Below are 14,699 nucleotides of genomic sequence, written 5' to 3'. Positions count from 1 at the left end.
CATTCGTGCTGCGAAGCGTCAATGCGACAAGGATGGCATACGAACTTAATCGGCAAAGGCCACCAACGCACCCCGCACCACGACATTGACGCGCGCACCAACCGGCATATCGCGCCACGGGGCAAGGCGCGCAGTGAGCATCGTGCCGTCGCTCAGGAGCACTTCGTACCGCACATCGGCGCCGAAATAGTTTCGCTCGACGATCTGGTGCGGCGATTCATCATCGACCTCCAGTTCGATCGCTTCGGGCCGGATCATCACGCTGACCGGCCCGTGGTGCGGGGCCAGCAACGGTAAGCGCCCGATCACACTCTGCGCAACCAGACCGTGCGCTTCCGCCGGAATGAAATCGGCAGCGCCGACAAAGGCGGCGACGGCGCGGGTGGCTGGACGCTCGTACAATTCGCGCGGCGGCGCGACCTGCACAATCCGACCGTTAATCATCACCCCGACCAAATCGGCAATACTCAGCGCCTCTTCCTGATCGTGGGTGACGAAGAGGGCCGTCGCGCCTTCGCGGCGCAAAATCTGGCGCACTTCGTTGCGCACCGCCATGCGCAGACCGGCATCAAGGTTCGAGAAGGGTTCATCGAGTAAGATCAGAGCCGGACGGGGAGCCAAGGCGCGGGCCAGCGCGACCCGTTGCTGCTGCCCGCCCGACAATTCGTGCGGCATGCGCCGGCCAGCATCGGCCAACCCTACCAATGCCAACAACTCTTGCACCCGCGGCTCGCGTTCGGAACTGCGCGGCAAGCCGTAAGCGACGTTTTGCGCCACACTGAGGTGGGGGAAGAGAGCGTAATCTTGAAACACCATCCCGACCCGGCGCTGTTCAGGCGGGATGCCAGCGCCGCATGGCCCTACCACTGTGCGCCCGCCGATCATAATCACCCCGCTATCGGGTTGCTCGAAACCGGCAATCAGGCGCAACAGGGTAGTCTTGCCGCAACCTGACGGGCCGAGCAAGGCCATAAACTTGCCGGCAGCCAGATCGAGGCTGACTTCATTGACCGCCGTGAGCGATCCGTACCGGCAGCTGAGACGTTGGATAGTGAGCGCAGTTGTTTCGATAGAGATCATGGTTTACGGATGGCGTAGAAGGCAGAGCGTCGCCCTGCCCGTACGATAATGACGTAGGGGGCAAACCGACGCCCTGCCCGTACCGGTCTTCGATTCGGATTGTAACATACCCGTGAAAGTTGTTACCCATTTACTTCGTAAAATGCAGGCGCATGGTATAGTTGAAAATAGAGGGCAGCGAAGGCGCTGCTCGTGACGAGGCGTCAGGGAGGTAGCTTTATGTTTGTTGGCGAGCGGATGTCGCATCCTCCGATTACGGTAACTCCGGAAACATCGATCCACGATGCTATGCACCTGATGCGCACCGAACATATCCGGCGCGCGCCAGTGGTTTCCCATGGTCATCTGGTCGGTATTGTCTCGCTGAAAGACCTGATCAACGCCTCGCCTTCGCCGGCAACGACGCTGAGCGTGTGGGAACTGAACTACTTGCTAAGCAAGCTGACAGTTGACCGCGTGATGACCCGCAATGTCTATACGGTTTCAGTTGATACGCCGATTGAGGAAGCGGCGCGGATTATGGCCGACCGGCGGGTCGGCGGATTGCCGGTGATGCGCGGGAATGAGCTGGTCGGGATTATTACCGAGACCGATCTGTTCAAGATCTTCCTTGAGTTGATGGGGGCGCGCAATCCCGGCATCCGGGTGACGGTGAGCATGGCCGATGAGCCGGGATCGCTCGCCAAACTCACGGCGGCGATTGCCAATAGCGGCGGCAATATCATTGCGCTCGGCACCTTCGCCGGTGAAACGGCGTCCATGTCGGAAGTGACGTTCAAGGTGAGCGGGATGACAATGGATCAGGTGCGCGAAGTGATCACGCCGGTGGTGGCGAAGGTCATTGATGTGCGCGAGAGCCATCCGTAGCAGCACAGCAACGCTGTGCTGCGAGGGGCACAGCGTTGCAAAGGGCAAAGCAGCGCTGCGCCCGTATTTATCTTGTTAGCAGCGGCAACATTGTGCGATAAATCGTCATCTCGCTATCGACCCGCAATGGCAACGAGAGGATTTCGCTCTTGTTGCCGTTGCTGTCTATGGCCTGATAGCGTAAGCGGTATTCGCCATCGGCCAGCGCCCCGATCTCGATCACGTTATCGGTCGTGGTGATCCACGTCTCGCCATCCCACGAGTAGCGCAGCCGCGCGCTGCCGCCGCCCAAATCCGATGCGCTCAGCCGCAGACCGGCCAGCGTGCGGAAATGTGATCCAACCCCCTCGCCTTGGGCCAAGCCATCGCGCACCAGCTCGAAATCGTCAGCCTCCGGCGCTTTGACCCGGTAGCCCGCAGCCGCGCCGCCTTCCAATTCAAAATACTTGATCGCCAGCGTATGCAAACCGGCAGTGAGCGAGATCGTTCCGGTCACGGTCGTAAAGGGGTGGATACCGGCATTCGCAACCACCAGTTGCTCGTTCACCCACAGCCATGCCCCGTCGTCGCTGCTCAGCTCGAAGGTATATTCGCCACTGACTGGCGCGATAAAGGTACGGGTCTGTTCGATCAGGAAATGGTTGCTCAGGCCGGGCAGCGGCCCGCCGCTACCCCAATCGCGCAGGTCGCCGTGCCAGACGAAGCTGCCGAGCAAGGCGCCGCGCCGGATGCTGAGCGGGTTTTGGGTGCGGGCAAGCAGCCGCTCAGGAGTGTTGGCGAGTTCGTAAACCATGGCCAGCGGTTGCAAGCCCTCATTGTAGCGGGCCGGTTGCGGCGGTTGCCGTTCCGGCGTGATCGTGATCTGCTGCTCGGCCTGCGCAGTGGCAACGTATGCCACATACTCGTGGATCGCGCCGGCCCGCAGCGTCACCGTTCCCGGCGTCCGGAACCGCACATAGCCGACGATCGTCTGGGTTTGGCCGGGGTCGAGCCGCCCGCTGATTCCCCACCGCCACGGGTAGCCGCCAGTGGCGCCAGCGCAGCTTACCTCACGATCCGCCGGCCCCAACATGACCCGGAAGCGTCCGGCTTCTTTGGGAAAGGTCGGGTAACTCTGATTAACGGCGCCAAGGAAACACTCGCCTTCATCGTAAACGTACCCTTCGCGCTCGAACGTGCCGGCGCTGAGATCAAAGACGCTGCCTCCCGGCGGGTCTTGACCGTAGATCGGCGCGGCGCCGGCATTGCGCACCGTGAAGCGCACCGGTAATACCTCACCGGCGGCAACGGTTGTGGCACCATACTCCACCGATACCAGTTCAAGGCGCTGGTTAGCGGTATCAACCGGCTGCCATTGCACGGCGTCAAACAGCACGGCTCGCCGTGTATTTAACGGCTCGCCGGTCAGATCGGAAAGAGCTATGCTCGCAGTGCTGGCGGCAATGTTGTACGAACCGAGATCGACCCAACCTTGTTGGGTCGCTTGATTAACCACCCGTTCGACTACCCCGCCAGTAGTGGTAATCCGGTAGCGTGCTTGCCGGCTGGGGTTGAGATTGGCGCAATTGGCCGGGATATGCACCAGCACCCGGTAGACGCCGGAAGCCGGCAGATTGGGCCGCCACGTTGCCCAGTTGGTGCTTTTGGATGGTTGATCGGTAGCGTAGGTATAGAGCGCGCTGCCGCCATAGCCGCAGGCGCTCGGATACCACGTGGCGTTGCTGCGGGTAAAGCCGCTCTCGTGCTCTTCGATCACCAGATCGCCGTTGTCGGGTTGGCTTTCGCCGGCAAGACGGGCCTGCACTCGTTGGCGAACCAGCGGCAACAGGTTAAATAACCGGTCGCCGGGGCAGGTGGTGTAGCCGTTGGGAGTGACCTGCCGGTGGCCGCTGATGTGATCAATCACAGCGCCGGGATTGAAGGGAGCGCAGTAGCGCGAGATCGAGCAGCCGTAGTAGAAGCTGCGCCCCATCGGATCGATCCGCTTCTGGTCGGCTTTCCACGCTAACAGCGCTACGAGCGAGTCAAGCGCAGCCGCGGTCGGCTCCACCGTGCTGTAGGTGCCGATCAGTGATACCCCCATCGAACCGTAATTGGCCGTATCGTGAAAGCCGGCCACATCGTCGCCGCCGGCTCGCCCTTCGTAGATCACGCCGTTGGGGTCGATCAGATAGTTATAGCCAATATCGCCCCAGCCGCGGGTGTAGGTGTGAAACGACCAGATCGAACGCACCACATCGGCCCATGTCTGGCCTTCGGCCAAGGTATTTGAGCCGGCAGTATGGTGAACCACCAAATGACGCACCGGGTAATAGGCCGGCGGCGCTTGCGGGCTAGTCTGGCCTTGCGGATTGCCCCACGCTGTGCGGCTCACCACCGGCGGGCGCTCGATGGCGGCGACTCCCGCGGCTGGCGTTGCCACCGGAACGGCCGGGCCAAACCGGCTATCGACCGTGTTGATCGTAACCGAGCGGAACGTGGCAGGATCACTGGTTGCAACCCGCACCTGATACCAGTTCCGGTCTTCACCGGCGTAGATAATCTCGCTCCAGCGCCGATCATCACCCTCACCGGCCTGCCAGCGTTCCTCGTCCGCGGCCACAATGGCCCAATCGCTCCACGTCACGCCATCGCTGCTCACCCGCACCGCCACGACCGGCGCCGTAGCCGGATCAGCCGTCCAGTTCAGCAGCACATGGGTAAACGGGCGCGGCGCGCGGGTAGGAGCGGTTTGATAACCGGCAACAGCAGCCAACAGGGGCAGAGCGCCTGCCGGTGCGGTGGTCATATCGGCAGCAAAGAGCTGGGAATCGGGCCGGCCATCGGCAGTGGCAGCCGGAGCTGCCGGCGCCGGCGTCAACGGCAGAAGCAGCGCCCAGAGGATGCCGATGGAGATGAGAAGACGAATGCGCATAATCATCGCACACCTCGGCGACTATGATTCGGTATTTGCCCTGATTCTAACGATATGGTGTCGTACAGTCGATAGGCGGGGGTGACGAATCGATGACAGCCACCCTGTAAGCCATCCGTCATCTACGCCCAATTGCTGATTAGGGAAACTTCTGTTACCATACATAAAGGTTTAATAACCAGTCAACCAAACCGTGCTCTGAGCTTCGTCGCCATACTTGCCAGCGTTTATGAACGCCATTCGCTCAAGCATCCAACTCAAAATCCTGCTGTTGCTGCTCGGTCTTGCTTTACCCCCGCTGATTATCGTCGGCTGGCTCGGACTGAGCAGTTTGAATATTGCCCGCGAAACGGCGGTGGTCGAAGGGACGAACGGGCTCCGCCAGCAAGCCACCGCCAGCTTGCGCCAGCGCGCCGCCGACAAAGCGCAGTTGTACGATACGGCGTTGATGAGCGTGCAGCAACAAGTCGAGACGGTGGCAGGGTATGCGCTCGATCGCTACAATATGCCGGTTATGGTCTTCAGCAGCGACCGGGTGTGGATCGCGCCGCGGCCTACCGATGACCTGCTGCGCCAATACGCCAATCAAGCGGCCTACGTGCGCCAGATGATCCCCATCTTGCGCGAAATGGTCGCGAAGAATCCGCTCGTCAACATTGGGTACATTGCGCTAGAAGAGGGCGGAATCTTGGCGTTTGACAACGAAGCGGTCATTGACCAATTACTGACGCTCGAAGCCTTTGATCCGCGGGTGCGCCCGTGGTATCTCAAAGCGCGTGACGCCGGCGCAACAGTGTGGACGGAACCATACGTTGATGCCAATACCGGCTTGCTCGCCACAACCTGCGCCAGCCCGCTCTACGACCGGCAGGGCCGGTTTATCGGCGTCGTCGCGTTTGACCTCTTGCTCAAGACTATCCAGCAAGACCTGCTCACCGTTGATGTAGGTTCGAGCGGATATGCGCTGCTGATCAATGCCAATGGCGATGTGATTGTGCGCCCGGATATGCAGGCTGATGTGCGGTGGGATCAACCATACCGCACCGAGAACCTGCTCGAGTCGACCAATGCCGATCTGCGCGCTGTGGCGGAAAAGATGGTTGGCCGCCAATCAGGGGTGCAGTTGATCCAAGAGCAGAATCAGGCGAGCTACGTTGCTTTTGCACCGATCACCACTGCTGGCTGGAGCGTAGCCCTGATCGTTCCGGCGAATGAAATTGACGCCCCTGCGATCGCCACCGGCCAGCGCCTTAGCGAGAGCCAGAGCCGGCTGTGGAACCAATTGGTAGCTGTGCTGCTGATGATCATCGTCACCATCAGCATGCTTGGCCTCTTGCTTTCGCTCTCGTTCACCAACCGGATCAGCGTCCTGCGCGAGGGTGTGCAAGCGGTCGCTGGCGGCGATCTGACGCAACGCCTGCCCGCTGCCGGCAGCGACGAGATTGGGCAGTTGGTCGATGCCTTTAACCGCATGACCGACACGTTGCAAAGCAAGATTGCCGAACTCGAAGAAAACGCGCGCCAATTGGCCACCCTGAATGCCGTCTCGAACGAATTGAAAGGCATTCTCTCGTGGCCGGTCTTGCTCGAAACGATCCCCAAGGCCGTCTGCGAACGATTTGGCTTCGATCGAGCCGTGCTCTATCTGGTTGACGGCGATGTCTTGCGCGCGGTCAGCGCCTCGTTCGGCCCCGGCAACGAGTTGCAAGCGCAGCAGTTTCTGGCGGTAGCAAACGCCCAACAGCTGCGGCTCGATGGCAGCAGCGTCGAAGCGGATGTGGTGCGCAGCCGGAAGGCGATAATCGTTGATAATCCATGGGGGAATCCACGAGTTGATAAGACCAAGCAAGCTGCTTCGGCCAGCCGTTCGTATGTGCAAGCGCCGATTTTCGGGCGCAACGATACGGTGATTGGGATTATTTCCGCCGATTACAAACTGAGCCAGTGTCCGGTGCAGGCCCGCGACGCCGCCCAATTGTTGACGTTTGCCAGCATGGTCGGTCTGACGATTGAGAACGTGCAACTGTACAACGAGCTCGAACAACAAGTAGCGCAGCGTACCGAAGAGCTGCGCGCTGCGCTTGAACGGGCCCAATTCGCCGACCGGCGCAAGAGCGATTTCCTCGCCAGCATCAGCCATGAATTGCGCACGCCGCTGAACGCGATCATCGGCTTTTCGACCGTTTTGCTCGACGATACCGACCAGCCATTGACACCGACCCAGCGCGAAGACGTGCAGAGCATTAATCGCAACGGGCGCTTCTTGCTCCACTTGATCAATGAATTGCTCGATCTAGCCCGGATTGAGGCCGGTCACCTGAATCTTGAGATTAGTACTGTTGATCTGCAACAGGTGGCTGGCGAAGTGTGCGACACCGTGCAGACGCTGTTGCGCAACCGTCCGGTCACGCTGCGCAATGCCTTACCAGCGACGCTGCCCATGGTAGCGGCTGATAGTGACCGGTTGCGCCAAATCCTGTTTAATTTGCTCTCGAATGCGATCAAATTTACCGAACGTGGTACTATTACGGTAAGCGCGCAAATGTATGATGAGGTCAACGGCGATGGTAAAATTGAGCGGTACGTGGCGGTGAGCGTCTCTGACACCGGGATCGGCATTCCGCTCGAACGGCAACAAGATATCTTTGGCGAGTTCGTGCAGATCCATGGCCGGCGTTCACGCCTCGGCGGCACAGGGCTTGGGTTAGCGATTACCCGCAAGCTGGTGTTGGCGCAAGGCGGACGGATCTGGGTTGATAGCACACCGGGCATTGGGTCAACATTCACCTTTACCTTACCTGTCACCCAATCAGCGTTGCTTGCTGCGCCAGTTGGAACCAATGTCGTAATGCCATGAGCCAGCCAGCACAGATTTTATACATCGAAGATAATCCAGATAATCAACGTTTGGTGCAGCGAGTGCTCAGCGCTCGCGGCTATCAGGTGGTGATTGCTGAAGACGGGCCGAACGGGTTGGCGCTCGCCCGCACGAGCCATCCGTCGCTCGTGTTAGTCGATCTCGGCATTCCCGGCCTCGATGGCTACGAAACGACGACGCGCCTGCGCTCGCTGCCGCATATGCACGGCGTGCCGATTATTGCCTTGACCGCCGATGCGTCGCCGGGGTCGCGCGAGCGGGCCTTGGTGGCAGGGTGTGACGGGTATTTGAGCAAGCCGATCGATGCGCGTGCGCTGCCGGCCCAAATCGCCGAATTTATCGGTGGCAGACGTGAGCGGTTGCCGGAAACGATGGAGACGGTGCTGCTGCGGTCGTATAACCAAAAACTGGTTGAGCGGCTAGAAGCGCGGGTACGGGAGTTGACGATCGCCAATGCCCAACTGCAAGACCTCGACCGGCTCAAAGATCAGTTCCTCGCCACCCTCTCGCACGAATTACGCACCCCCCTCACCTCGCTGCTTGGCTATCTCGAACTCTTTGATCGCGGCCTGCTCGGCCCGCTTAACTCGCAACAAGAAGAAGCGGTGCGCGTCATGCGGCGCAGCGGCGAGATTTTGGCGCGCCAGCTCAACAATTTGCTCTATTTTCAAGAGATCCGCAGCCGCGCACTTAACTTTGTTGCCTTGCAGCCGCTTGATGTGTTACGGCCACTGATCGCGATGTTCCGCGAGCGTGCCGCGCAAGCGCAGTTGCAGTTCGATGTAGTGCTGCCGGACATCCAACCGATTGAGGTTGATCGATCAGCATTTGAGCATTTAGTGCGCAACTTGCTCGATAATGCCTTCCAGTACAACAAACCGGGCGGGAAGGTGCGCTTAATTGTGCGCGATGAGCCGACCCGCTTGATTATGCGGATAGAGGATACCGGGATCGGGATCGCGCCCGCCGAACACGAAAAGATCTTTCTCCCCTTCTATCAGGTTGACCATTCGCTGGCCCGCGGCCACCCCGGCAGCGGGCTTGGGTTGGCGATTGTGCGCCATATCGTCGAGGCGCACGGCGGCCAAATCGCGTTGCGCAGCGCACCGGGAGAGGGCAGCGCGTTCACCATCGCCATCCCGCGCCGGTCGGTCGGGGCATAGCGCCGCTATGCCCCTACGTCAGCAAATTGCAGTTGGTAGAGCCGGTAGTAGTAGCCGCGCCGGGCCAATAGCTCGTCGTGGGCGCCGTCTTCGACTACCCGCCCCTTGTGCAGCACGATGATCCGATCGACGTGGCGGATGGTGCTGAGGCGGTGAGCAATGATGATGCTGGTGCGGTTGCGCATCAAGCGGGCCAAGGCCTCTTGGATCAACGCCTCGGTTTCGGTATCAACACTGCTGGTCGCCTCATCGAGAATCAGCAACACTTCAGGGTTAAACGCAATCGCGCGGGCAAAGGCGAGCAACTGGCGCTGGCCGATTGAAAGATTCGCGCCGCGTTCGCGCACTTCGTGCTCGTACCCGCCGGGCAGCCGCTCGATGAAACGGTGCGCGCCGACCAGCTCGGCGGCGGCGCGTACCTGCTCATCGCTGATCGCATTGTTGTGCAGGCGAATATTGCTGGCAATCGTCCCGCTGAAACAGATCGGGTCTTGGGGCACAGCGGCGATATGGCGGCGCAACTCGGCTTGCGCAATTTCGCGGATGTCGATGCCGTCGAGCGTAATGCTCCCGGCTTGCACATCGTAGAAACGCGCCAACAGGCCGACTAACGAACTCTTGCCGGCGCCGGTCGCGCCGACGATTGCGACCGATTGACCGGCAGGAATATGTAAGTTGATCCCACGCAGCACCGGTTCTGCCGGATCGTAGCTGAACACCACATTGCGCAGCTCGATTTCGCCGCGCACCGGCGTAGGCAACGTGCGGGGATGGACCGGATCACGCACTTCGGCTTGGGTGTCGAGCACGGCAAAGATCCGCTCGGCGGAAGCCATCGCCGATTGCAAGACGGTATACCGCTCGGCGAGGTTGCGGATCGGCTGAAACGCCCGCTCAAGGTACTGGATAAAGGCCGTTAGCATACCGAGCGAAGCCCAACCGGCCAGCACGCCGTTACCGCCGCCCCACAGCAGCGCCGCGGTGCCGATCGCCGCCAAGAGGTTGACCGACGGGATAAAGATGGCAAAGATCAAAACCGAGCGAATGTTGGCCTGCATATAATCGTCGCTCAGGCGGGCAAACGCAGCGCGGCTGCGCCCTTCGCCGTTAAAGAGCTGCGTAACCAGAACACCGCTGATCTGCTCGCTCAGGAAGGCGTTGATGCGAGCCAGCCGCTGCCGCACCAGCCGGTAGGCCGAGCGCATAAACTGTTGGTAGATCGCAACGATCACCACCAGCACCGGCAAGGTGGCGATGCTGATCAAGGCCAACCGCCAGTTGAGCGCAAACATCACTACGATAATGCCGATCAGGGTGATTAAATCGGCCACGATCATCACCACGCCTTGGGTGAGAAACTCGTTGAGGGCATCGACATCATTGGTGATGCGGGTGATCAAGCGGCCCACCGGGTTGCGGTTAAAGAACGACAGGCTCATGTGCTGAATATGGCGAAAGATCGTCACCCGCAAGTCTTTCATCACCTGCTGGCCAACGCTATTGATGAAGTAGGAATGGCCGTACCGAAAGGCGAAGTTAGCCAACAGCACGCCAAGAAAGGCGACGAAATAGGGCCAGACGCCATCAACCGCACCGGCGCTGATGGGGCCGTCAATCGCCTGCTGGATAAGCAACGGCGGCAGCAAATCGGTCAAAATCGCGCCAATCAACAACCCAATGGCAACGCTCAACCGGCCCCAGTACGGGATCACATAGCCGGCCAACCGGCGTACCAGCCGGCCATCGTAGGCTTTGCCAAGGATGGTATCGTCATCAAACCCGTGTGACATGAGCAACTCCGATGTTTATGTCGTAGTCGTAGGGATACAGCGCCGCTGTATCCCTACTCCTCGCGTTCGAGCTCGGCGGCGAGCAACTCACGGCGATACATCGCGGCGTAGCGACCATTCAGCGCCAACAGTGCCTGATGCGACCCTTGTTCGACGATCCGGCCTTCATCGAGCACGATTATCTGATCAGCGTCGCGCACGGTGGCGATCCGTTGGGCAATGATAATTGTCGTGCGTCCGGCCATCTCGGCGCGCAAACCAGCCAAAATCTGGGCCGCGGTATGGGTATCGACACTGCTCAGCGCATCGTCGAGAATGAGAATGCGCGGATCGCGCATCAGCGCGCGGGCAATCGCTACCCGCTGTTTTTGGCCGCCCGACAGAGTCACGCCGCGTTCGCCAACCATCGTCTCCAACCCGCCGGGAAACTGGTCAAGATCGTTCACAAGGCGCGACACGGCAATCACGTGTTCCAGCCGGGCAGGATCGATCGTCTCGACGCCGAAGCCGACATTGTCGCGCAGCGGAATGCTAAACAGAAAACTCTCTTGCGGCACGTAGCCAATCATGCGGCGCAGCGCGGCCAGATCCAACTCCCGCACATCAACGCCGTCAACCACCACCTGCCCCACATCAGGGTCACACACCCGGCCCAGCAGATGCACCAGCGTCGTCTTGCCGGCGCCGGTGGCGCCGACAATCGCCAGTGTTTGGCCGGCGGGCAGGGTAAACGACAGATCGCGCAGCAACCAGCGATCGGCGGAATGATCGGCGCGGATGCCCACATTCCGAAACTCGATCGCGCCGTGGCCGGCGGGCTGGCGCGGCGCAGGAGGCGACGCAATCGCCGGTTGGCGGCGCAACACCTCACCGAGCCGTTCGAGCGAAGCGATTGCCTGCTGCGACAGATTGACCATCCACCCCAGAATAATCATCGGGAAGGCCAGCAGCGCCAAATAGGCATTAAACTGCACCAGTTCGCCAATCGTCAGCGTCCCGGCAGCTACCATCTGCCCGCCCACCAGCAAGATCAGCGCGGCAATCAGACCGAGGCAAAGGGTCATAGCTGGCCACAACAAGCCAGAGAGCAGCACATAGCGCAGATTCAGATCGCGGTAGCGTTCGTTATCGGCGGTAAAGACGGCAACTTCGGCCTCTTCTTGGGCAAAGGCTTTAATCGTGCGAATGCCGGCAAAATTCTCTTGGGCGCGGGTTGACAGCACCCCAAACTGATCCTGCACATGGTGAAAGATCTGGCGCATCCGGCTGCCAATCGCGACGAAGACTACGGTCGCGAGCGGCAACAGCAAGATGACAATCAACGCCAGCAACGGTTGGACAACCAGCATCAACACCGCCGCGGCCAGAAAGGTCAGCAAGGCGGTCGCAGCGCCATTGAGACCGGGGCCAAGAAACCGGCACACGGCGCTGAGATCGTTGGTCATGCGGGCCATCAAATCGCCGGTGTAATGCTGCTGGTAAAACGCCTGATCAAGACTGAGCAAGCGGTCAAACAGATCGGCGCGCAAATCGTTCTCGATATAATACGCAGTGACGGCAATCAACATCCGTTGGCGGAATTTCAGTACGCCGTCGATAACAGCCAAGCCAATCAATCCACCGCCAAACCAGAGCAACTGCTGCGGGGAGATATGGCCATTGGCGACCCTATCGACCGCTATGCGCAAGACGAGCGGGGCAAGGGCGCTAACCGCCGCGCCAAGCGCAGCGACCAGCACGCCAAGCAGCAGCCGGCGGCGGTAACGGCGCAAATAAGGAACCAGCAGGCGCAGGTGAGGCATAGCAACTCCTGACAAAGCAAATATCGTCCTTTCAGTATAAAAGATTGCCGGCAGGGTGTTGTCAGTCGCAAGGTGGAAGCAAGTTGCGCTACGCCACGCAAATCGCAACCTACAATTGTCTTTTTTCTTAAAAGCAACGGATTGACATTTTTCGTTGACTTCTATATAATTTAGACAACACACCACTGATGCATGGTCTTCACCAAACGCCGCTGAAGGGCGCAGAGGAGAGCGGAAGCTTTGTGGAAGACTAGCCGGGTGTCAAAGGAAGTCGTATTGGTAGCAGAAGAGTGGAGGTTCGCCCATGCGCGACGATGACGATCTGGTTCCACCGAAATGGCGTTCTCTGTTCAACAATCAGGACTGGCTGCTGCATGACATCGTGGTGAAGTCGTTCTACGGCTTCGGCGCCATCGCGGTGGTCGCGCACTTGCTGGTCTACCTCTGGAAGCCGTGGCTTCCCTAAGCAATGGCCGTATAGTGTGAGGAGGGACAATTCATGCAGCCTCGCAGCCCGGTGCGGACGAATATCGTCATTTTTACCATTCTCGGTTTCGTGGTGGCGTTGCTGATTCACTTCATTGTGCTAAGCAGCCCAGAGTACAATTGGCTGTCGGATACGGGTGGCGGCGCTCTGTTGTTGAGCACAGCGCGCGCGCTGTTCGGGATCTGATCGATGGCGGGCCGGCCACGGCTCGCGTGAGACGGCAACCGCCAGCAGCGTCTCTGCTGGCGGTTGTTGTTCGCAAGCGGCAAGGAATCTACGCTTTTTGCACATAGATAAAAAATTGACCTTCTAAACCAATTCGTGTATACTAAAGGTCAGGAATGAAGTGACGGGCGGCGTAGCCCTTCCGCCGCGATCTCACGTTTGCATCGGCGCCGGCCTCGTCGGGCAGCCGATCTGGAGCAGGAGAGACCCATGCAATCGTCACGACCAAGTGATCGGCAATTGGCGATCGTTGTCTCGATGGCGGTGGGAATTGTTGTCGCAGTCATTACCACGGCCACCTTCTGGTGGGTCTACGATCTGACCTTGGGCCGCGCGCAGCGGGAGGCAGCGAAAACGGCCGGCGCGCGCTGGAGCCCAAGCGATGGCATCAAGGTTATCACTGAATCGCAACCGGTTACTCCCACCGATGGCCGGCAGAATTGGTTGGGCCAGCAAGCGTGGAATGAAGGCGTGCAAGCCGGCCAAGCTTGGGTCCAACAGTTCCCCAACACGGTGAATGTGCAGGTGCTAGTCGGGATGAGCTCGGCGCAAATCTGGACGTACATGCAACAGTATGTATCGGGGGCGCTCGGCGTAGGCTGCCAGTATTGCCACAACATCAACAACTTCGCCAGCGATGAGTATCCGCAGAAGATTGCCTCCCGCAACATGCTGCGGCTCGTCCGTGACGTAAATGCACAGTTCATCGTCAACTTGCCCGCATGGAAGGGCAACTACGTCCAGTGCGCCACCTGCCACAACAACGCTCCCAACAACCTTGAGAGCTTTGGCGCACAGTTTATTAATTCGATCCCGCCGATTAAGGTGACCGTTGATCCGCTTGATGCCAATGGTCAAGCCATCCTTGATCCAGCCCTCAAGCCGGAAGCGATCCGCGAGCCGGTGCTGCTGAAGGACGCGGTGCTCTATTACGTCTACAATTATCAGGTCTGGAAGCCGTTTGATCCGGCTGATCCGGAAAGCGGGCGCGGTTCGCTGGCGTTGACCTACGATGGCGGGCGCACTCAGGATCAAGTGACCATCAACCAGAATGTGATGAACTACAATGCATGGTCACTGGGGGTTGGTTGTACCTTCTGCCACAACTCGCGCAACTTTGTCGCCTACGAGCTGGATCCGGCTGGCGACAACGTACTCAATCCCGAATACGCCTACAATAAGTTGAAGGCGCAGCGCATGCTGTTGTTGACCACATGGCTGGCCGAAAACTGGACGCGCTATGGCGCAATCGGCAAGCCGGAAGTGCCGACCGGGCGTGGCGCCGCTAGCCGCTATTCGTACCAGCGACTCGGTGACGGGCAGGTCTACAATGTACCCGGTTGCTACACATGTCACCGCGGCTATAACATTCCGCTGGCATCAATCGACCAAAAGAGCATTCCTGACAACGATGCTGGGGTGGTGATTTTGCCGCCACAGATCCGCGGACGCTGACAGGACAGCCGGGGGCGTACCAACGCTCCCGGCTGTCC

The 14,699-nt window shown here is 59.7% G+C and carries 10 protein-coding genes; 6 read left to right on the top strand and 4 right to left on the bottom strand.

What is annotated here, in order from left to right:
* Positions 1-45: 45 nt before the first annotated feature.
* Positions 46-1,080, bottom strand: a complete 1,035-nt coding sequence (locus U9R81_RS03810; RefSeq protein WP_322494191.1) for an ABC transporter ATP-binding protein — start codon at positions 1,078-1,080, stop codon at positions 46-48.
* Positions 1,081-1,299: 219 nt separating this feature from the next.
* Between U9R81_RS03810 and U9R81_RS03805 the strand changes: the two genes are divergently transcribed.
* Positions 1,300-1,947, top strand: a complete 648-nt coding sequence (locus U9R81_RS03805; protein WP_322494190.1) for a CBS and ACT domain-containing protein — start codon at positions 1,300-1,302, stop codon at positions 1,945-1,947.
* A gap of 67 nt (positions 1,948-2,014) precedes the next feature.
* Here U9R81_RS03805 and U9R81_RS03800 read toward each other — a convergent pair whose 3' ends face one another.
* Positions 2,015-4,861 carry an N-acetylmuramoyl-L-alanine amidase gene (locus U9R81_RS03800; RefSeq protein ID WP_322494189.1) on the bottom strand — a complete coding sequence of 949 codons (2,847 nt, stop codon included), beginning with the start codon at positions 4,859-4,861 and terminating at the stop codon, positions 2,015-2,017.
* Between the two features lie 229 nt (positions 4,862-5,090).
* On the opposite strand from U9R81_RS03800, the gene U9R81_RS03795 reads away from it, so the two are divergent.
* Complete coding sequence (locus U9R81_RS03795) at positions 5,091-7,718, top strand: ATP-binding protein (protein WP_322494188.1); 2,628 nt, start codon at positions 5,091-5,093, stop codon at positions 7,716-7,718.
* Positions 7,715-8,902: a hybrid sensor histidine kinase/response regulator gene (locus tag U9R81_RS03790; RefSeq protein WP_322494187.1), complete on the top strand. Its 1,188-nt coding sequence runs from the start codon at positions 7,715-7,717 to the stop codon at positions 8,900-8,902. The genes U9R81_RS03795 and U9R81_RS03790 overlap by 4 nt, the downstream gene beginning before the upstream one ends.
* A 5-nt stretch (positions 8,903-8,907) precedes the next feature.
* On the opposite strand, the gene U9R81_RS03785 is transcribed toward U9R81_RS03790, so the two are convergent.
* Positions 8,908-10,692 (bottom strand): ABC transporter ATP-binding protein, encoded by a 1,785-nt coding sequence (locus U9R81_RS03785; RefSeq protein ID WP_322494186.1) that lies wholly within the window; start codon positions 10,690-10,692, stop codon positions 8,908-8,910.
* 53 nt (positions 10,693-10,745) lie between these two features.
* Positions 10,746-12,494, bottom strand: coding sequence for an ABC transporter ATP-binding protein (locus U9R81_RS03780; RefSeq protein ID WP_322494185.1), 1,749 nt, complete (start codon positions 12,492-12,494; stop codon positions 10,746-10,748).
* Positions 12,495-12,798: 304 nt separating this feature from the next.
* Here U9R81_RS03780 and pufB point away from each other — a divergent pair, with 304 nt between their 5' ends.
* The 3 genes from pufB (at position 12,799) to puf2C (ending at position 14,661) form a co-directional block, all read left to right on the top strand.
* The gene (gene pufB, locus U9R81_RS03775) at positions 12,799-12,960 is read left to right on the top strand and encodes a light-harvesting antenna LH1, beta subunit (protein WP_298400567.1); all 162 of its coding nucleotides are present in this window, start codon (positions 12,799-12,801) and stop codon (positions 12,958-12,960) included.
* A gap of 33 nt (positions 12,961-12,993) precedes the next feature.
* Positions 12,994-13,167, top strand: coding sequence for a light-harvesting antenna LH1, alpha subunit (gene pufA, locus U9R81_RS03770; protein WP_322494184.1), 174 nt, complete (start codon positions 12,994-12,996; stop codon positions 13,165-13,167).
* A gap of 249 nt (positions 13,168-13,416) precedes the next feature.
* Positions 13,417-14,661 (top strand): cytochrome c-554 Puf2C, encoded by a 1,245-nt coding sequence (gene puf2C / locus U9R81_RS03765; RefSeq protein WP_322494183.1) that lies wholly within the window; start codon positions 13,417-13,419, stop codon positions 14,659-14,661.
* Positions 14,662-14,699 lie beyond the last annotated feature (38 nt).

Origin of the sequence: Chloroflexus sp. (assembly GCF_034435895.1) — a bacterium.
In the GTDB taxonomy this organism is placed as follows: domain Bacteria; phylum Chloroflexota; class Chloroflexia; order Chloroflexales; family Chloroflexaceae; genus Chloroflexus.
This window is presented reverse-complemented; position numbering and strand designations above follow the sequence as displayed.